Raw genomic sequence first — 19055 nt, forward strand, 5'->3', positions numbered from 1 at the left:
CACCTTGGCCTGAGTCAACATCCAACCCAGCAGGCTGTTGAAAAACGTTATCGAGGCAGTCGAGACAAGGAAATACCCCGAGGGCACAAGAAACAGGCGAAAAAGCGGAGTTTAGTGAACTAAATGAGCATTTGACTCGCTCCGCTCGCCCCTTCGGGGCCGTGCTAAAGCACGTTCAGCCTTTGGCTGTGAGCCTGTTTTTGACGCGGTATTCGGCAACGCAGATAGATTTTCAACGACCTGCTAGGCACGATGGGGTGCTGCAAACCGACTCAATTCATACCTCAAGGAAGGAATTTCACTCAATATGGATACGTCACATCAATCCGCCACGAAGGCATCAATAGCTCCATTCGCCAATACGATACTGGGCGCAGTTTTGCTTCTGGCAATGGCAGGCTGTGCTCCACAACAAAAGGCAGTTACCTCCACACTGTCTTCACCCATGTCGCTGGAAAAAGCCCTGGTTGAACCGGCACAGGTGGAAGAGGCCATCGGGCTGGAGAAACAGCTCAACAGTCGCACCGATGAAGCCATTCCCTCTGGCGAAAATTGGTTCAAAGTGCTGCCGGGCACCATTCCCGTCATCATCACCGCCCCTCATGCCACACGGCCCTGGCGAGAAGGCAAAAGACGTTTTTCTGACGGGGGAGGTACAGCATCGCTGGCAGTACTGCTGCATGAGCTGACAGGCGCAACCGTCATCTACACCACGTACGAGGGGCCTTCAGACCCCAACTATTACGACGACAACGCATTCAAGGAGCAACTGGCACAGCTCATCGCCCTTAACAAGCCCCGTATGGTGCTGGATATTCACGGTAGCCATGCTTACCGCTCTTACGATGTGGATGTTGGCACAATGAATGGAGAGTCCCTGCAGGGTGAAGATAAGCTGCTGTCAGACCTGATTCAGCGCTTGCATCAGGACGGCATTTTCAGCCTTTCGGGTAACCGTTTTCCTGCTGCCAAAAACGCTACCATCACCCGCTTCAGCCATCAGCATGGTGTGCCTGCCATCCAGCTGGAGATCAACTCCACCTATGTCATGCCTTCTTCAGGCAATCTTGAGGCGCAGCGCTTTTCAAGACTGGCTCAGGCACTGGCTCGCTACATACAGGACATCAGCCACTGACAGAAGACATGGCGCGCTGCATAGGCATGCTGGTTTCATTCTTGACCTCACGCAGCGCGAAATTGGAATGCACTTGAGAGATACCTGGCATGCTGAACAGCTTCTGATTCAGAAAGCGGTCATAGGTCGCCATGTCAGGTACCACGATACGCAGCAGATAATCGGAATTGCCGGTCACGGCATAGCATTGCAGGACTTCGGGGAACTGTACGATAGCCTCCTCAAACTCCCGGCCAGCATCGGCCGAGTGACGCAACAGAGTGACCGTCACCAGAACACAGAGCCCCTGGTCCAGCGCCTGAGGGTCAAGCAGAGCCGTGTACTTGCGGATCACCCCCTGTTCTTCCAGCGCTTTGACGCGACGCCAGCACGCTGCAGGAGACAGCCCGACCCGGTCTGCCAGCAACTGATTTTTTATGCGGCCATCCTGCTGCAATTCCGCTAGTATTAGGCGGTCAAATTGATCAAAGGGTAAAAACGACATTCCAACAGGCCTCGGGCGAAAGAAAGGTTATTGTGACCAATACCACTTCTGAGAAAGAATAAACTGTTTCAGCCCGTTTTTGTTAAAGAAATAGCAAGCAAATTTCCTGCAGACGTCGTTACAATACAGCCACGCTAAATCATTTTCTTAGTAGCGTACCGCTCTCCAGGAGAGCCTGACTTCCGTCGCATGATCTGACCAGGCGCCAATCCATTACCTCTGTACGTCTCAGCCAGTGCAGACTGCCATCAGCCTGCCCCGGCCGCCGAAACAGACTCAGAGTACAATGGCCTCTCGCCACGAAAGATCAGGCTGATACTCATCATGTCCGACCAACTATAGAGAATTGCCATGTTCGAAAAACTGACTGCCCTGCCTCCGGATCCCATTCTGTCCCTGATGGGCTTGTTTCGTCAGGACACCCGCAGCAATAAGGTGGACCTCGGTGTTGGCGTCTATAAGGACGAACAGGGCAATACGCCGATCATGGCGGCTGTTCACGCGGCAGAAACACGTCTGCTGACAGAAGAAACCACCAAAACCTATATCGGCATGGCCGGTTCAGCCCTGTTCAACGAGCGAATTGCTGAACTGCTGCTAGGCAATGATCACCCTGCAATCAAAGACAAACGCATTGTCACTGCCCAGACGCCCGGAGGCTGTGGTGCTCTGCGTATGGTTGCTGAGTTTCTGCACCAATGCGCGCCAGGCAGCACCGTGTGGGTAAGCGACCCGACCTGGGGCAACCACATCCCACTGCTGAGCAGTGCTGGTCTGCAGCTGAAAACCTACCCCTACTACGACGGTGTCAAAAAGGAAATTCGCTTTGATGCCATGATGAGTGCACTGGAGCAGGCGGCAAAAGGCGATATCGTGCTGCTGCATGGCTGCTGCCACAACCCTAGCGGGGCCGATCTGGACAAGGACCAGTGGCACGCTGTCACCGAGCTGATGCTGCGCAAAGGCTTACTGCCTTTTATTGATATCGCCTATCAGGGCCTGGGAGATGGCCTGGATGAAGATGCTTACGGCGTACGTTATGTCGCGGCTCATGTACCTGAAATGGTCGTGGCGGGCTCCTGCTCGAAGAACTTCGGTCTGTACCGTGAGCGTGTGGGCTATCTGGTCGTTCTGTCAGCCAGTGCCGAACAGGCTGTCAATGCTGGTAGTCAGGTCATGACAACCATCCGTGCTCACTACTCCATGCCTCCGTCACATGGGGCCGCTATCGTTGAGACCATCCTCAGCAGCGTCGATCTCAAGAAACAGTGGCTGGATGAACTGAATGTCATGAACCAGCGCATTAATGGTTTGCGTCGCGAGCTGAATCTGGCACTGCAACAGCAAGGCGTCGATCAGGACTTCAGCTTTATCGAACGCCAGAAAGGCATGTTCTCGTTCCTAGGCATCAATAAGAAACAGATTCTGCGCTTGCGCGAAGAATTCGCCATTTATATGGTCGACTCCAGCCGAGTCAATGTTGCCGGACTGGCTTCAGGCAATATCGAATACGTTGCATCCTCCATTGCCGCAGTTATTCGCTAACCTTCGATCTCCAGAGGCGCTATGCCTGCAGTGACAGATAGCGCCTTTTCCACGCCTTATTCCCGTAATTACTTTCTATACCTGCCCGCAGCAGGATACTAAACTACATGTCGAATAAGCTGAGTGCTCAACACCTCAGAGGGTTGCATGTATCCCACATATAACAACAATATTAAACGTCTCCAACTTGGGCTTACCTTACTTGAACTGGTCGTTGCAACAGCGATTCTCGCTATTCTGGCAACCCTTGCCGTAGCGCAATATCAGAATTATCAGGAAAGAATCAAGCAGGAACAGGCGATTCAGGATATCCGCCTGCTGTCGGTCCAGATATCGTCCTATGCCTTTGACCACAACGGCAGCTTCCCGGACTCTCTGGATGATATTGGTCAGGGCAGCTATGAAGACCCCTGGGGCAACCCCTACCAGTACCTCAACATCACCACGACGAAAGGCAAGGGCAAGGTACGCAAAGACAAAAACCTTGTCCCTATCAACTCGGACTTTGACCTTTACAGCATGGGCCCGGATGGCAAATCCGTCAGCCCACTGACAGCACAGGCCAGTCGGGACGATATTATTCGAGCCAACAACGGCCAGTATTACGGCCTTGCTTCAGACTACTGAGAGTGAGACAGCATCTCGATGATTGAGCGCCGCTCACTGAACAGTCGCATTGCAAGACGTGTCTTTATACTGTTCGTCTGCTCCGCGCTGCTGCCAATCGGTATTACCGCCTGGATGTCCTACCGTCAGGTAAGCAATCTGATAACAGAAGAGCGGCAGACTTATTTACGCGATCTCAGCAAAAGTTACGGCCTTGCTCTGTTCGAGCGACTGCAGGATGCAGAGGTCACGCTGCGAGACAGTGCCTACATCGCCGAGTCTGCACAAACCCTGATGGCCTCTGTTGAGAAGCCGAAGCTTGAGCGCATGTTCGACTCAGCACTGCTGCTACAAGGCAACAGCTCGGCAACCCTGATTGGCCCCCCCTCTGCTGTATTGCAACGCTTGCACCCCACAGAGTCTGACGGCAGCAAGCTTTCCGTATTGCCCGACGAAAAAGACAAGCCTCGCGTCACACTTTCTATCCCGATAAAGCTTGAAAGTGGCACCGCATACGCCTTGGGCGTCTTAAAAGACAGCTATGTGCTACCCGATACGGCCATCCCGGAGAATACCGACATCTGCGTTCTGGACAGCCGCAAAAACAAGATTTCCTGCTACAACAACGGCCTGTTTACTTCAGTTAAAGATGTGAAGACCCAGCTTAATATGTCCACGCAGCGCAACTTTACCTGGCAGGATCAGGATCACGAGTATATCGCCAGCTTCTGGGACTTATTCCTCGACCACCAGTTCAGGAGCCGCCCATGGACTATCGTTGCCAGTCAACGCAAAGACAGAGCACTGGCCACATTGCAACGGTTCCGCACGCTGTATATTCCGCTACTGGGATTATCGCTGCTGTCTATCCTGCTTTTCAGTGTGCGAACGATCCGTCGCTCACTGAAACCTATCAACAATCTGATTGTCGGCGCACGTCATATCTCTGCTGGCGAGCTTAAGCACAGAATCGACATTGACAGCCATGATGAGTTCTCCGAGCTGGCAGTCGCCTTCAACGATATGGCAAAGGTACTCAACAGCCACCGCGAGCAAGAAACGTCTCAGACCGAGATTGATCAACTGATCCTCACTGGTAATGCCGAAGCACGTATTGCACGCGCCATCCTTCAAGGCCTCAACAATGTGTATCCCTATCAGCGCGCATCCATTTACTTTGAGGCAACCCGCACACTGCACTCCAGACCAGCCGCACTGACGCTGGAGAGCCTGCCTCTGGAGCCATCGGTATTTATCGCCGCCTCCCATAAGAGCAGCACGCCCGTCCCCATCGAAGCCATCCTTAACGAATCTGCGGTGGTTTCCATGTACGGCGCCGGACACTGCTCTTACATGCCACTGATCACGCAGGGGAAATTGCTGGGCGGTCTGATCATCCAGACTGAAAAGACGCCCTCTAAGCCAGTACATCAGGCCGCACTGGATGCCTTCATCAACAGAAGCACCATCGCTCTGTCTGCCCTCGCGCGTGAAAAGCAGCTGACCTATCAGGCAACCTATGACCTTCTCACCCAGATACCGAACCGGACATTGCTCAAAAAATGCGTACAGGATGCGATAGAGGCATACCAAAGCCAGCATGGATTAGTGTGTGCCATGCTGTTTATCGACATTGATCGCTTCAAGCAGGTCAACGATGTGCACGGCCATCATGTAGGTGACCTGCTGCTTAAGCAGATTGCCCAGCGTCTGCAGTCAGTCACGCCCGAGCAGGCCACCCTTGCCCGCTATGGTGGCGACGAATTCATTGTGTTTATTCCCGATACTAGCGTCAGCCTGGCCGAACAGGCGGCGCGGGCCATATCGAAATCCACGGAAGCTGAATTTCACCTCGGTAGTGTCAATACCTTTGTCAGCGCCAGTGTCGGCATATCCTTCTACCCGACCCATGCACACAATTACGATGAGCTGCTGCAGCGTGCGGATACAGCGATGTATTACGCAAAAGCAGCCGGACGTAACCGGCTTTATATGTACAACGAAGACATGACCAAGGCCGGCAAGCAGCGTGCGGATCTGGAGTACTTTCTGCGCTCTCAGGTCCAAAGCCATCATATCGAGGTGTTTTATCAGGCCAAGGTATGTGCCAGCACCGGTCAACTGGAGGGCTTTGAAGCGCTGATGCGCTGCAAGCACCCTGACTTCGGCTACATTTCACCTGCTTTGCTGATCCCTATTGCAGAAGAAACAGGGCTGATCCATCGGTTAGGTCTGCAAGTCATGCGCGATGCCATGAGTCAGTGTTTGCAATGGCGTGAAGAAGGAAAAGCTGTGAGCAGCCTTGCCGTCAACATTTCACCGGTACAGCTGTTCAGCACCGGTTTTATTGGCCAGCTGCATAGCGTGCTGTCTGAAACGGGTTTTAATCCTGAGCACCTGGAGCTGGAAATTACCGAAAGTATTCTCATCAATCAGCCAGCCTCTGTGTGCAGCCTTCTGGAGGAAATCAGAGCGCTGGGAGTGCGCATTTCACTCGATGATTTTGGCACGGGCTATTCTTCACTGTCCTACTTCGGCAAGCTGCCTATTGATGTTCTCAAGATAGACAGAAGCTTTGTCATCCCACTGGAGACGGAGCAAAAGCAGGTCGAAATCATCCGCTGCATCATCGACCTGGCCCACACCTTTGATATCAAGGTAGTGGCGGAAGGCGTTGAAACCGAAGGCCAGCTGAAAATGCTGCAACAACTGGGATGTGATGAAATTCAGGGGTTCTACTTCAGCCGTCCCCTTCCGGGAGAAGAGGCCGGACAATTGGCTCCCGTATTTGATTTGCCTTAGCAGGCGATGATTCCCATGCCGACACTGTCCACCATGACACCGACGTCTGGCCACAATGAAATATACTTTCACGAGTCAGGCGTAGGGGAACCTCACAACGGCTGCTATCATGACGCCGTCTCTCGCAGCTGATCTGTATTGTTCCTCAATAAAGCTGGCTGCCTGTATCGTTATCCGTCTCAGGAAACCTCACTATGAATACCGCTATCAGGAACAGAGCTACTGCCAATCGCCGCCCTCTTTATCTGGCATTGCTGCTCTGCCCTGCTCTGCTGTTGGCCGGTTGTCAGAGTACCGCGCAGGTTGGTAGCACAACGTCGGGCCAGAATCCGCAAGCCATGCCACCGGTGGCATCGGCTCAATCAGCACAGCCGGTTAAACCGGTAGTCGCACCAGCACCGGCCGTCACTCTGGGAACCCCCTGGAATATGCCTGCCAGTTTTAATGGCACGTTGCCCTGCGCTGACTGCGAAGGCATTGCGACCCACCTGATCCTGCTCGCCTCCCATACCTATGTCCTGCAGGAGACATATCTGGGCATCGAGTCTCACACCACCACTCAGGTGGGCAGCTGGCGATATGAGGACTACCGGGTCCTGCTGGATAACCCGCAGCGTAAACTGGGCTATGCGGTCACCAGTAATCACACCCTGCACCAACTGGATCAGGACGGTCAGCCCATCGACTCCAAACAGAACTATAGCCTGACGCTGAACCAGGGCGATGAAGACAACGCCCTGCCGCTGAAGGGGATCTTCAGCTATCAGGGCGATATCGCCGTACTCAAGGAGTGCAGCAGTGGTAAGGTCTTCCAGCTGACAGCCACACCAGAAGCACTCAACCTGCAAAACATGTACAAAAAGCTGCAAGGCAAGGACAAGGAAGCGCTGCTGGCAGAAGTATCAGGCCTTCTGGGCAGTGGCGACAAAGGTCAGGATGTACTGGATATTGAGCACGTGCAGAAGCTGACGACTGCGGGCAAATGCCAATAAGCATCTGGCCGTCAGTAGCCATCGAACTGAAAAGCCTCTCGTAGAAAACAACAAAGCCGACCCTAGTGGTCGGCTTTGTTGTATCAGTCAAAGCGAAAACTGTCGTTACTCACCCAGGCTGGGCAACAAATGGGCTGGCATCAGCGCGTTGTAGTGAGCCTGATGGATCAGTGCCTGTGCTTTGGCGATGTCAGGGGCAAAATAACGATCCTTGTCATAGAAACTCACCTCTTCACGCAGCATGGCATGAGCCTGCTGCAACGGCTGCGAAGGCTTGTGCGGTGCCCGGAAATCAACTCCCTGACAGGCCGCCAGCAGTTCCACCGCCAGAATCCCTGCCGTATTGTCTGACATATCGCGCAGACGACGAGCTGCAAAGGTCGCCATGGAAACATGGTCTTCCTGGTTGGCAGAGGTGGGCAAACTATCGACAGAGGCTGGATGCGCTAGCGTCTTGTTTTCCGATGCCAGTGCCGCGCCGGTGACCTGAGCAATCATGAAGCCCGAGTTGACGCCGCCGTTGTTAACCAGAAACGGCGGTAGCTTGGACAGATTGCTATCAATCAGCAGGGCCATACGGCGCTCAGACAGTGAACCGATCTCAGCAATGGCCAGCGCCAGATTGTCTGCCGCCATTGCCACAGGCTCAGCGTGGAAATTGCCACCGCTGATAATGTCGCCATCGTCTGCAAATACCAGCGGGTTGTCAGAAACGGAGTTCGCTTCCACCAGCAGCACTTCAGCTGCCTGACGGATTTGCTGCAGGCAAGCACCCATGACTTGGGGCTGGCAACGCAGTGAGTAGGGATCCTGTACCTTCTCGCAGTTCTGGTGAGAAGAGCCAATCTCTGATGCGTCCTGCAGTAAATGGCGATAGGCCGCCGCTGCATCCATCTGCGTCTGATGGCCACGCACTTCGTGAATACGCGCATCGAAGGGGCGACGACTGCCCAATGCCGCCTCAACCGACATGGCTCCCGCCACTGTCGCCGCCGCATAGAGATCCTCTGCGTAGAACAGGCCTTGGAGGGCAAAAGCCGTAGACGCCTGAGTACCGTTCAGCAGTGCCAGACCTTCTTTCGGTGCCAGGGTAATCGCATCCAGCCCTGCAATCTTCAGACCTTCCGCACCGCTCAGACGTTCCCCCTTGTAAAGCACTTCACCCTCGCCCAGCAGTACGGTGCTCATATGAGCCAGTGGCGCCAGATCACCGGAGGCACCGACTGAGCCTTTCTCAGGGATGCAGGGATATACCTCTGCGTTGACCAGACGTACCAGCGCGTCGATCACTTCCAGACGGATACCAGAGAAGCCACGCGCCAGAGAGTTGATTTTCAGTACCATCAACAGGCGCACCGTGGAAGGCTCCATAAACTGGCCCACACCGGCAGCGTGAGACAGCACAATACTGCGCTGCAGCAGCTCAAGATCTTCGGGGGAAATACGGGTATTGGCCAGCAGCCCGAATCCAGTGTTGATACCGTACACTACGCGGTTTTCCGCAATCACCTGCTGGACGGTTGCCGCACTTTTATGAATGGCCTGATGGCAAGCCGGATCAAGATGCAGCTCGACCGCTTCACGAGCCACTCGGCGCAGATCAGCCAGAGTCAGCTGTCCGGGTTTGATAGTGAGTTTGAACACAGCAACCACTCCACTTGTGCAGAACGCACTTTTATTTTTTTGAAAGTCAGAAGGGATGAAGTAATTCACCTCATCCCTCGGGTAATTACAGCAAAGGGCCTATCAGCCGTTCAGCATCGGCAAGTCCAGACCCTGCTCATTGGCGCAGTCCACAGCGATCTGGTAGCCAGCATCCGCATGACGCATCACGCCGGTACCCGGATCATTGCGCAGGACGCGGCCCAGACGCTTGCTCGCAGCTTCAGTGCCGTCAGCCACAATGACCACGCCAGAGTGCTGAGAGAAGCCCATGCCCACACCACCACCGTGATGCAAAGAAACCCAGGTCGCACCGCCAGCGGTGTTCAGCAAAGCATTCAGCAATGGCCAGTCGGACACGGCATCAGAGCCATCCAGCATGGACTCGGTTTCGCGGTTGGGGCTGGCAACGGAGCCTGAGTCCAGATGATCACGACCAATCACCACAGGCGCTTTCAGCTCACCCTTAGCGACCATTTCGTTGAAAGCCAGCGCCAGACGTGCGCGATCCTTCAGACCGACCCAGCAAATACGAGCTGGCAGCCCCTGGAAGGCAATACGTTCACGCGCCATATCCAGCCAGTTGTGCAGATGGGGATTGTCAGGAATCAGCTCCTTCACTTTCTGATCTGTCTTGTAAATATCTTCGGGGTCACCTGACAGTGCCGCCCAGCGGAATGGACCAATACCTTCACAGAACAGCGGACGCACATAAGCAGGTACGAAGCCCGGGAAATCGAAGGCGTTTTCCACGCCCACTTCCAACGCCATCTGGCGGATGTTGTTGCCGTAATCCAGCGTCGCTGCACCGCGCTCCTGCAAGGTCAGCATGGCCTGCACCTGCACCGCCATGGACAGTTTGGCTGCCTTGACTACCGCCGCTTCATCCTGCTGGCGCATTTCGCGGGCATGCTCCATGGTCCAGCCCTGCGGCAGGTAACCGTTCAGCGGATCATGTGCAGAAGTCTGGTCAGTGACCACGTCAGGTGTGACGCCACGCTTGACCAGCTCGCTGTATACATCGGCAGCGTTACCCAGCAGACCGACAGAGATAGCTTTGCCGCTCTCATTGGCTTCGTTGATAATTTCCAGCGCTTCGTCCAGCGACGTGGCTTTGTAATCCACGTATCGGGTACGCAGACGGAAGTCGATACGGGTTTCATCACACTCAACAACCAGTACGTTGAAGCCCGCCATCACACCGGCCAGAGGTTGGGCGCCACCCATGCCACCCAGACCGCCGGTAAGAATCCAGCGCCCTGTAGCTACACCGCCAAAATGCTGTTTGGCGACGGCGACGAAGGTTTCATAGGTACCCTGAACAATCCCCTGTGAGCCGATGTAGATCCATGAACCAGCCGTCATCTGGCCGTACATCATCAGACCTTTCTTATCCAGTTCGTTGAAATGCTCCCAGTTGGCCCAGTGGGGTACCAGGTTGGAGTTAGCAATCAGGACACGCGGTGCATTCTCATGGGTCTTGAACACACCCACGGGCTTGCCGGACTGAATCAGCAGGGACTCGTCATCTTCCAGACGCTGCAATACTTCAATGATCTTGTCGTAGCAGGTCCAGTTGCGTGCAGCACGGCCGATACCACCGTACACCACCAGACTCTGCGGATGCTCGGCCACATCAGGGTCAAGGTTGTTCATCAACATACGCATGGCGGCTTCGGTCAGCCAGCTCTTACAGGTTTTCTCGGTGCCGTGGGGCGCACGGATAACCCGGCTGGTATCCAGGCGGCTGTTAGCTTGAGTATTTTGTTGAGTCATGCTGATGCACCTCTGATCTTTCCCTCCGACCGGGTCGGAGCACAGTTATTTTTCCAACGGAGATGTTTACTAATTCAACGGAGATTGCTGCTGATTCCAGTTTTCTCATTGCCACGCACACGCGGGCGGTATTTCCTATATCGACTTGCTGTCAGGCTCATGCTCTGACAGCCGTCCTTTCCAAAACCGTAATGTGGGCTGAGATACCCCAAATTCATAAGCCAGCTCTGCAGGGTGGCGAATATTCCAGACCAGCAGATCAGCCTGCATACCTTCACGCAGCATGCCCAGCTGGCCACTACGCCCAAGTGCGGTTGCTGCATGCTGGGTGACGCCACGCAAGCTTTCCTCCGGAGTCAGACGGAACAGCGTGCAGGCCATGTTCATCATGAGTCGGATCGATGCCAGCGGTGATGTGCCTGGATTGAAATCCGTAGCCACGGCCATCGGCACCCTGTACTTCCGCAACAGTTCGATGGGCGGCAAGGTTTTTTCACGCAGGAAGTAGAACGCCCCGGGCAGCAATACCGACACCGTGCCTGCTTCGGCCATCGCAGCAACGCCAGCCTCGTCCAGATACTCGACATGATCCGCCGACCAGCCTTGATAGCGCGCGACCAGCTCGGTGCCCCCTAGCAGGCTCAACTGCTCGGTATGCCCCTTGATAGCCAGCCCATGTGTCTGCGCTGCCTGAAACACCCGCTCACACTGGGCAGGGCTGAAGGCAATCCCTTCGCAGAACACATCAACGGCATCAGCCAGTTTTTCTTCGCTGACCAGAGGAATGAGGGTCTGGCAGATCATGTCCACGTAGTCGTCTGCCTTACCCTGAAACTCAGGAGGGATGGCATGAGCAGCCAGCAAGGTCAGGGATACGTTGACTGGCATATCGGCCGTCAACTGCCGCGCCGCTCGCAGCAACTTGATCTCGTCTTCGAGCGTAAGGCCATAACCTGACTTGATCTCGATGGTGGTCACCCCTTCACGCATCAGTGCCAGCAGGCGCGGACGCGCCGCTGCTACCAGCTCTTCCACTTCTGCCTGCCGCGTAGCGCGTACAGTGCTGAGAATCCCACCACCTTGTCGGGCGATGGTTTCGTAAGGAACCCCTAACAAGCGTTGTTCAAATTCAGCAGCACGGTTGCCAGCGAACACCAGATGAGTATGGCAGTCGACAAAGCCTGGGCTGATCCACTGGCCAGCCAGGTCAACAACCTCAATGCCATCAGTATTCAGTGTGGTGGCAGGCCATTCATCCATTGATCTGATCGCGGCAATCCTGCCATCTGCAATCAGTAGCGCCGCGCGCTCCATCACGCCGTAGGCTCCATCACGTTGCGGATCCAGCGTAATGAGGTTGGCGTTGATCAAGACACGTTCGCAGCCATGGTTGACCTGAGGCATGAGGTTGCTCCTGCATGTACTTGCTTGTATATACAACTATATACATTAATATTTGCCCGTCAACTGCCCGACACAAAGTTTGGTAGCGATATCCCCGAACAAGGAAGTTGTATGCAGATCGGATCGTTAGCGCAGATGGCCAACTATTGATCGGCTATGCTGAATACGGATGATGACGAGGTGGGAGTGATGAAAAGGACAGTAAAGCGCTGGGCCAGCCGCCTGATAAGCCTTGTGCCGTTACTGCTGAGCGGCATAACAGATGCGGCTCAGACTACCTCGGCGCACAACTGGCAAGACCCTGGTTATATTGCTTCATCCTTCATCAAAATCGCACTACAGCGCGAGCATGAGCAAGTCCGTAATGGCATTCTGCTCAAGTGGCAAAATCCGATTGACTACTACATCTACACACCCAATGAAGCCATTGCCCCCTTCGCGGCCCTGATGAAAACGCATTTGCAGCAGCTATCAGACATCACCGGGCTACCCCTTCGATCAGTGCCCTTCAAGCAGGCGCGCATGCAGATATTTATTGTCCCTCAGGCTCAGGTAGATCAAACCCTGATTCGCTTCTACGGACGGCAACCGTTCAATAAGAAAATTACCAGTCATGCGGTGTGTTATGGCCAGGTCAAACTGCACAACAACGTGCTGCAGGGGGCGACGATAGTCATCCCTATCGATAATGCCATCGCCAAGGGTAAAGCCATCGACTGTTTGATTGAGGAGACGACTCAGGTACTTGGTTTGCCCAATGATTCGGATCAGGTTTTCCCGTCCATCTTCAATGACTACAGCATTGACCGTTACCTGTCCGGTCTGGACTACGTACTGCTGAAGATCCTGTTTGACTCACGCTTGCAGACAGGCATGAGTACCGCAGAAGTGCAAAAGCTGCTTCCAACGATCATCAGGGACCTAAAGCAACGGGGAGAAATCAAGGGGGCTGAACGGAAAGTGCGCAGTGAGGGTTTGTATCGCCAGCTAGGCGGCAGCTGACAGGATGTTATTACGCTGCCGCACAACAGGCTGTTGGAAAAGTAGTTTAAGAGCAGCTCAGACGGGCAGCCTGAGCAGCCCGTTAGAGTGAGGGGTCAGCTTACTCAGTGCCCCATGCGGGCGACAGCCAGCAGACTGCCGGCGCCGATAAAAAAGCTACCCAACACACGATTCTGCATTTTGACCCGTGCACTGTCGGCGAAAAAGGGCCGCAGACGGGAAGCTAATGACGCAAACCCCACCATCACCACAAAGTCGACACTGACCATCGTGGCTCCCAAAATGAGGTACTGCGCCAGCAGTGGCTGACTCAGGTCGAGAAATTGCGGGAACAGCGCCCCCAGGAAAATAATGGATTTCGGATTGGTCAGATTCACAAAGAACGCCGTCCACAACTGCTTGAGACTATCCTGCTTGCGCATGTCTCCGCCCGCCTGCCAGTCCAGGGCGGGCTTCTCTCGCCACTTGCGAACACCCAGATAGACCAGATAGCCAACACCAACCCACTTGATTAGCGTGAATGCAACGACGGATGTTGCCACCAGAGCCCCCAATCCAATCCCCACAATAGCAACAACCGCCAGAAAACCCAGCTGAAGCCCGACAATACCGGCAATGGAGCCGCGCAGACCATGCTTCAACCCATTACTCATAGTATTGACGGCACCTGGTCCAGGAGTAAGGCTGAGCAGCAGGGTTGCGACAAAGAACGTAATCCACACGCTTAAGGACATGATGCAGGAGTCTCTACCAGTTCAGAATCATCCAGACAGCGGGCAGCGCTGACAACGCACCATAAACGCGTGCCGCCAGCCGACCACTGAGAATTTTTTTCAGAATGACGAAATGCAGAATGGGGAAGGTAACGAACAAGCTACAGAGCACCATCCATCCGTTAAGATTCAGTGCGCCATAGACCGCAGAAAGAATCAGCACCAACGCGCCAAGATTGCCCCAAATCATCAATTCTGCAGTGATTTCCGAGGCGTTCTTTTTCATCAGAGCCTGCACTGACAGTGCGGCCGACATGGAAAACGTTCCTCCCAACAGGAACGCAGCAAGTAAACCGTTCATAGGCCCTCCAACAACAGCCGCCCATTGTAGTGAGGGATAATGAAGGACTCCAGTATAGCTAGTCGCTGGAGCGACTATTCCTTCTTATCAGTCTCATTAGATTCCTGACGCATACCGAAGCTGTTGCTCATCATTCCCAGCATCATTTTCTGCCAGGCCTCCATGGTCCCGATAGCCCCCGGAATATGAGGCTTTAACCAGCTGAGGGCATCATAGCCTTCCACTCCAGCTTCCATCTGCTCGCGAAAACGGTTCAACATTTCCTGATGCAGCGGCTCCAGATCAGGTAAACCGAACACTTTACGCAATTCCTCAGGCGTGACGTCTACCACAACATTGAACTTCATGTTTTTACTCCATATCTGTATGGCCTCGGTACACGCGACGCCGTAAACAATCACTTAAATGTCTTTTCACCAAGCCTAGCCGAGGGCTCGCTGCAATACCAACAGCCCCGGTATGAAACATCAGGCACTTGCTGTTGCCTGTTCCTTCAATCCCCAACACGCCAGCAACAGTGCCAGGCTGGTCACTATGGCGGCAAAGATGAACGTCTGCGACATGCCCAGTTCTTCCCAGATGTAGCCACTGGCCAAGGCTCCCAGAGAGCCACCTGCACCATACGCCACTGCAGAAAACAGCGCCTGCCCCTGCCCTTCATTCCCGCCGGAAAAATACTGCTGGACCAGGTTGATACCACAAACGTGCAGTACGCCAAACGTTGCCGCGTGGCAAAGCTGGCTGATCATCGCCAGTGGCAACGACTCGGGAGCCCAGGCTGTCAGCAACCACCGAGCAATACTGATCAGCAGCGCCAGCTTCAGCAGACGCAATACACCCAGGCGCAAAAAACGGTACATGTAGAAAAACAATACCACCTCTGCCAGTACACCCAGCGCCCAGAATCCGCCGATGGCCATGCTGGAATAACCATGCGCCTGCATATAGAGACTGTAGAACGTGTAATACGGACCCATGGCGACCTGTGACAGCAGAAAAACCACGTAGAAAAGTATTACTTGAGGAACAAGAAAACGCTGCAGGAAAGAGGGTCGCTGCTGATTATTGATGACCCCCTGTGGCTCACTAATGGAACAGGCGCACCCCCAACTTCCGGCCAGTGCAGCCATCAGGAACAGCGGCAGCAAACTTACAGGAAACCTCTCGAACAATGCCCCCAAGCCGACCACGGCCAGCACAAAACCAAGCGATCCCCAGATACGAATGCGACTGTAGTAAGGCCGCTGCAAGTCCAGATATTGCAGCGTAATCACTTCAAACTGCGGCAGCACGGCATTCAGAAAGAAGGTGAACGCCGTCATGGCCAGCGCCATCGTCAACCAGCTATCAGCCAGCCAGACCGTGATGACACTGAGCGTACCAAGAAAGGCTCCTATACGAATGATACGTAGCCGCTTGCCGGTATTGTCCGCCAACCACCCCCATACATTCGGACCAACGATACGGGTAGCCATATAGATGGACATCAACTGGCCGATGGCTACGCCGTCAAAGTCATGATCTTTGAGGTAGAGACCCCAATAGGGAGAGAAACAGCCGATGAAGGCAAAGTAGCAGGCATAAAAGCCGGACAGGCGCCAATAAGGCAACCCGTCTCGACTGAAAGGTACTTGCATCTGCTCAGGCAGAAGCGGGAATGACAGGTGTACTTACCTGAACATCCGCATTTTGCGCTCGATGGCGCAGGTAGTGATCCAGCACAACAATGGCCATCATTGCTTCTGCGATGGGAGTAGCACGAATGCCAACGCAGGGGTCATGGCGACCGTGTGTGACGACTTCGATAGGCTCTCCGCTTGCATCAATACTGCGACCAGGCAGACGCAAGCTGGAAGTGGGTTTTAATGCAATGCTGACGAGCAAATCCTGTCCACTAGAGATCCCGCCCAGAATGCCCCCGGCATTGTTGGACAGAAAACCCTGTGGTGTCAGCTCGTCACGATGTTCCGTACCCTTCTGCTCTACACAAGCAAATCCGGCACCCACCTCAACACCCTTTACGGCATTGATACTCATCATGGCATGGGCAAGATCGGCATCCAGTCGATCAAATACCGGCTCGCCAAAACCAGGGATCATGCCTGTGGCTACCACGTTGATCCGTGCACCGATGGAGTCCCCTTCTTTACGCAGTGCATCCATGTAATCTGCCATCTGCACTGCAGCGTCCGCGTCGGGACAGAAGAAGGCATTGTTGGTGACTTCATCCCATGAGAACTTGGCCGGATCCGCTTTGATTGGCCCCAGCTGAGAGAGGTAGCCCTTGATCTCAATGCCCAGCCGCTCTTTCAGAAACTTCTTGGCAATGGCACCTGCAGCCACACGCATGGCGGTCTCACGTGCAGAAGAGCGACCACCGCCACGATAATCGCGAATACCGTATTTATGGGTATAGGTGTAGTCCGCATGAGCAGGTCGAAATGTATCCTTGATGTTGGAGTAATCCTTGGAGCGCTGGTCCTGGTTTTCGATCAGCAGGCCAATGGAAGTACCCGTTGTCACACCTTCGAACACGCCGGACAGAATCCTGACCTCATCCGGTTCACGGCGCTGAGTGGTATAACGCGATTGTCCGGGCTTCCGACGATCCAGCTCGATCTGGATATCTGCTTCAGTCAGCGCAATGCCGGGTGGGCAACCATCAATGATGCAACCCAAGGCGATACCGTGACTTTCTCCGAAGGTAGTCACCGTGAATACCTGGCCTATGGTATTACCTGCCATGTGAAATCTAACCTCTGCTCAGGTTGCCCATACAACCTGTTAAAAATTCGTATGCTCCATGGAGCATGATTAATCTGGCAGCTTACTGAGCCAGCCGCCCTATCAGGACTGCCATCAGAACAGATGTGCACACTGCCGCAGTTGATCAGCGGTCAGCATGAAGACACCATGTCCACCGCGCTCGAAGTCCAGCCACAGGAAAGGTACCTGCGGGTACTGCTCCTGCAAGTGAATCTCAGAATTGCCAACCTCTACGATGAGCAAACCATCAGGGGTCAGATAGTCTACCGCCTGACGCAGAATTCGACGGGTAACGTCCAGTCCATCGTCCCCAGATGCAAGACCGAGTGCGGGCTCGTGGTGGAATTCGTCAGGCATAGACGCAATATCTTCGGCATCAACATAGGGAGGATTGCTGACAATCAGGTCGTACTGCTGTTCTGCCAAACCGTTGAAGACGTCAGAACGTATCGCTTTGACTCGATCCTCCATCTGGTGGCGCTTGATATTGAGCTTGGCAACAGCCAACGCATCAGGAGAAATATCAACCAGATCAACGCTGGCATCATCAAACACACTGGCACAGGCAATACCGATACAACCTGACCCTGTGCACAAATCCAGAATGCGGTGTACTGGTTTGCACTGCAGCCAAGGCTCGAAACGTTGCTCGATCATTTCTGCAAGAGGTGAACGTGGCACCAGCACACGCTGATCAACATAGAACTTCAGGCCAGCAAACCATGCCTCACCAATCAGGTAAGCGGCTGGAATACGATCCTTGACGCGCTTTAACACCCAGTCAGTGATCTTCTCACGTTCCTGACGTGTCAGGCGTGCGTCCAGCACCTCCTTGTCCACATCCCACGGCAGGTGAACAGCGTTGAGCACCAGATTCACGGCCTCATCCCATGCGTTGTCCGTGCCATGGCCAAAGAAGATCTTTGCTTCACTGAAACGGCTTACTGCCCAACGGATCATGTCACGTACCGTGCGAAGCTCATCGACGGCCTGTTCGGTGTTTAACTGCATCTCTAGTCCTGTTTACCCTGGTCCCAGCATGGACAGCGTGCGCACTCTTAGTCGTATTGCCGTCTCAGTAGCAGAATTTGGCTGGGAGGGACCAGTTCGGTTAAAGTGCCCCAATATTAATGAAACACGCAGCACAAGGCTATCTGTGAACACCCATGACTGAGGACGAATTCGAGCTATTCCGCAACCAGATGCACGGGGTAAGACGGATAAAAGCACCACAGCAGGTAGACAACTCCCGCCCCAGCAAAGATCAGAGCCTCAATCAGTATCGCCGCTACGCTGCTAGTCAGGAGATCGTTCAGGATCAGTCTGAGCTGACTGATGCTCACGTTGAGTTGGTTGGATCTGATACCCCGCTGCTGTTCTGCACGCCAGGTGTCCAACTCAATTTATTCAAACGACTTCGTCAGGGCCGCCTGGCATGGGAAGCTGGTCTGGACCTACATGGATTCAAGATAGAACAGGCACGTGAAGAGCTAGACCGCTTTATCCGTGATGCATTACGTATGGATATGCGCGTAGTACTGGTTGTACATGGCAAGGCCGTCAGTGACCAGGGCAAGTTCCCATTGCTGAAGTCCCACACTAACGACTGGTTACGCCAGATGCCAGCCGTACTGGCCTACTGCAGTGCCTTACCTAAAGACGGCGGCAACGGTGCACTCTACGTCCTGCTGAAAAAAGGCAGGCAAAGATGAAATATATGAACTGCAACGTGTGAAGTTTTCACCATTTCTCTCTACGCGCGGGCTTTACCCGACGCGCATTATTCCGTAATTTAGCGGCTTTTTTG

General features: G+C 54.1%; 17 protein-coding genes. 7 read left to right on the top strand and 10 right to left on the bottom strand.

The features are described 5' to 3' along the window. Window positions 1-445: 445 nt before the first annotated feature. The gene (locus tag WH50_RS07230; RefSeq protein ID WP_110186709.1) at window positions 446-1135 is read left to right on the top strand and encodes a ketol-acid reductoisomerase; all 690 of its coding nucleotides are present in this window, start codon (window positions 446-448) and stop codon (window positions 1133-1135) included. Here the strand turns inward: WH50_RS07230 and WH50_RS07235 are convergent. After that, entirely contained in the window at window positions 1125-1619 is a 495-nt protein-coding gene (locus WH50_RS07235) for an Lrp/AsnC family transcriptional regulator (RefSeq protein ID WP_104154812.1), read from the bottom strand. The two genes, WH50_RS07230 and WH50_RS07235, sit on opposite strands and share 11 nt — an antisense overlap. Window positions 1620-1970: 351 nt before the next feature. On the opposite strand from WH50_RS07235, the gene WH50_RS07240 reads away from it, so the two are divergent. The 4 genes from WH50_RS07240 to WH50_RS07255 all read left to right on the top strand — a co-directional run bounded on the left by WH50_RS07240 (window position 1971) and on the right by WH50_RS07255 (window position 7564). Continuing rightward, window positions 1971-3164: an amino acid aminotransferase gene (locus WH50_RS07240; RefSeq protein ID WP_110186710.1), complete on the top strand. Its 1194-nt coding sequence runs from the start codon at window positions 1971-1973 to the stop codon at window positions 3162-3164. A 147-nt stretch (window positions 3165-3311) separates the two neighbouring features. Then, entirely contained in the window at window positions 3312-3791 is a 480-nt protein-coding gene (locus WH50_RS07245) for a prepilin-type N-terminal cleavage/methylation domain-containing protein (RefSeq protein WP_110186711.1), read from the top strand. Between the two features lie 18 nt (window positions 3792-3809). Then, window positions 3810-6572 carry an EAL domain-containing protein gene (locus WH50_RS07250; RefSeq protein WP_110186712.1) on the top strand — a complete coding sequence of 921 codons (2763 nt, stop codon included), beginning with the start codon at window positions 3810-3812 and terminating at the stop codon, window positions 6570-6572. Between the two features lie 194 nt (window positions 6573-6766). Beyond that, window positions 6767-7564 (top strand): copper resistance protein NlpE N-terminal domain-containing protein, encoded by a 798-nt coding sequence (locus WH50_RS07255; protein ID WP_110186713.1) that lies wholly within the window; start codon window positions 6767-6769, stop codon window positions 7562-7564. Window positions 7565-7669: 105 nt separating this feature from the next. Here the strand turns inward: WH50_RS07255 and hutH are convergent, their stop codons facing one another. The 3 genes from hutH to hutI all read right to left on the bottom strand — a co-directional run bounded on the left by hutH (window position 7670) and on the right by hutI (window position 12406). Further along, entirely contained in the window at window positions 7670-9208 is a 1539-nt protein-coding gene (gene hutH / locus WH50_RS07260) for a histidine ammonia-lyase (protein WP_110186765.1), read from the bottom strand. 102 nt (window positions 9209-9310) lie between these two features. Further along, window positions 9311-11002 carry a urocanate hydratase gene (hutU, locus tag WH50_RS07265; protein WP_110186714.1) on the bottom strand — a complete coding sequence of 564 codons (1692 nt, stop codon included), beginning with the start codon at window positions 11000-11002 and terminating at the stop codon, window positions 9311-9313. A 135-nt stretch (window positions 11003-11137) separates the two neighbouring features. Beyond that, entirely contained in the window at window positions 11138-12406 is a 1269-nt protein-coding gene (hutI, locus tag WH50_RS07270; RefSeq protein WP_110186715.1) for an imidazolonepropionase, read from the bottom strand. A gap of 189 nt (window positions 12407-12595) precedes the next feature. On the opposite strand from hutI, the gene WH50_RS07275 reads away from it, so the two are divergent. Next, on the top strand, window positions 12596-13408 hold the full coding sequence (locus tag WH50_RS07275; RefSeq protein ID WP_165838342.1) for a DUF2927 domain-containing protein: 813 nt from the start codon (window positions 12596-12598) through the stop codon (window positions 13406-13408). A gap of 104 nt (window positions 13409-13512) precedes the next feature. Here WH50_RS07275 and rhtB read toward each other — a convergent pair whose 3' ends face one another. From rhtB to prmB, 6 genes are all read right to left on the bottom strand, one after another. After that, a complete protein-coding gene (gene rhtB / locus WH50_RS07280; protein WP_110186717.1) occupies window positions 13513-14142 on the bottom strand; it encodes a homoserine/homoserine lactone efflux protein in 630 nt (209 codons plus the stop codon). A 13-nt stretch (window positions 14143-14155) separates the two neighbouring features. Continuing rightward, window positions 14156-14482: a hypothetical protein gene (locus WH50_RS07285; RefSeq protein WP_133251270.1), complete on the bottom strand. Its 327-nt coding sequence runs from the start codon at window positions 14480-14482 to the stop codon at window positions 14156-14158. A gap of 74 nt (window positions 14483-14556) precedes the next feature. Then, a complete protein-coding gene (locus tag WH50_RS07290) occupies window positions 14557-14829 on the bottom strand; it encodes a DUF6489 family protein (RefSeq protein ID WP_104154823.1) in 273 nt (90 codons plus the stop codon). A gap of 120 nt (window positions 14830-14949) precedes the next feature. After that, window positions 14950-16119, bottom strand: a complete 1170-nt coding sequence (locus WH50_RS07295) for an MFS transporter (protein ID WP_110186719.1) — start codon at window positions 16117-16119, stop codon at window positions 14950-14952. A 4-nt stretch (window positions 16120-16123) separates the two neighbouring features. Beyond that, window positions 16124-17227 (bottom strand): chorismate synthase, encoded by a 1104-nt coding sequence (gene aroC / locus WH50_RS07300; RefSeq protein ID WP_110186720.1) that lies wholly within the window; start codon window positions 17225-17227, stop codon window positions 16124-16126. Between the two features lie 114 nt (window positions 17228-17341). After that, window positions 17342-18259 (bottom strand): 50S ribosomal protein L3 N(5)-glutamine methyltransferase, encoded by a 918-nt coding sequence (gene prmB, locus WH50_RS07305; protein WP_110186721.1) that lies wholly within the window; start codon window positions 18257-18259, stop codon window positions 17342-17344. A 155-nt stretch (window positions 18260-18414) separates the two neighbouring features. Between prmB and WH50_RS07310 the strand changes: the two genes are divergently transcribed. Next, entirely contained in the window at window positions 18415-18960 is a 546-nt protein-coding gene (locus WH50_RS07310) for a Smr/MutS family protein (protein WP_110186722.1), read from the top strand. Window positions 18961-19055 lie beyond the last annotated feature (95 nt).

Source organism: Pokkaliibacter plantistimulans (assembly GCF_003194385.1).
GTDB classification, from domain to species: Bacteria; Pseudomonadota; Gammaproteobacteria; order Pseudomonadales; family Balneatricaceae; genus Pokkaliibacter; species Pokkaliibacter plantistimulans.

What these genes read in the sequence shown, in the direction of transcription:
- WH50_RS07230 (WP_110186709.1), top strand. Translation starts at nt 446, where the DNA reads ATGTCGCTGGAAAAAGCCCTGGTTGAACCGGCACAGGTGGAAGAGGCC.
- WH50_RS07235 (WP_104154812.1), bottom strand. Translation starts at nt 1,619, where the DNA reads ATGTCGTTTTTACCCTTTGATCAATTTGACCGCCTAATACTAGCGGAA.
- WH50_RS07240 (WP_110186710.1), top strand. Translation starts at nt 1,971, where the DNA reads ATGTTCGAAAAACTGACTGCCCTGCCTCCGGATCCCATTCTGTCCCTG.
- WH50_RS07245 (WP_110186711.1), top strand. Translation starts at nt 3,312, where the DNA reads ATGTATCCCACATATAACAACAATATTAAACGTCTCCAACTTGGGCTT.
- WH50_RS07250 (WP_110186712.1), top strand. Translation starts at nt 3,810, where the DNA reads ATGATTGAGCGCCGCTCACTGAACAGTCGCATTGCAAGACGTGTCTTT.
- WH50_RS07255 (WP_110186713.1), top strand. Translation starts at nt 6,767, where the DNA reads ATGAATACCGCTATCAGGAACAGAGCTACTGCCAATCGCCGCCCTCTT.
- hutU (WP_110186714.1), bottom strand. Translation starts at nt 11,002, where the DNA reads ATGACTCAACAAAATACTCAAGCTAACAGCCGCCTGGATACCAGCCGG.
- hutI (WP_110186715.1), bottom strand. Translation starts at nt 12,406, where the DNA reads ATGCCTCAGGTCAACCATGGCTGCGAACGTGTCTTGATCAACGCCAAC.
- WH50_RS07275 (WP_165838342.1), top strand. Translation starts at nt 12,596, where the DNA reads ATGAAAAGGACAGTAAAGCGCTGGGCCAGCCGCCTGATAAGCCTTGTG.
- rhtB (WP_110186717.1), bottom strand. Translation starts at nt 14,142, where the DNA reads ATGTCCTTAAGCGTGTGGATTACGTTCTTTGTCGCAACCCTGCTGCTC.
- WH50_RS07285 (WP_133251270.1), bottom strand. Translation starts at nt 14,482, where the DNA reads ATGAACGGTTTACTTGCTGCGTTCCTGTTGGGAGGAACGTTTTCCATG.
- WH50_RS07290 (WP_104154823.1), bottom strand. Translation starts at nt 14,829, where the DNA reads ATGAAGTTCAATGTTGTGGTAGACGTCACGCCTGAGGAATTGCGTAAA.
- WH50_RS07295 (WP_110186719.1), bottom strand. Translation starts at nt 16,119, where the DNA reads ATGCAAGTACCTTTCAGTCGAGACGGGTTGCCTTATTGGCGCCTGTCC.
- aroC (WP_110186720.1), bottom strand. Translation starts at nt 17,227, where the DNA reads ATGGCAGGTAATACCATAGGCCAGGTATTCACGGTGACTACCTTCGGA.
- prmB (WP_110186721.1), bottom strand. Translation starts at nt 18,259, where the DNA reads ATGCAGTTAAACACCGAACAGGCCGTCGATGAGCTTCGCACGGTACGT.
- WH50_RS07310 (WP_110186722.1), top strand. Translation starts at nt 18,415, where the DNA reads ATGACTGAGGACGAATTCGAGCTATTCCGCAACCAGATGCACGGGGTA.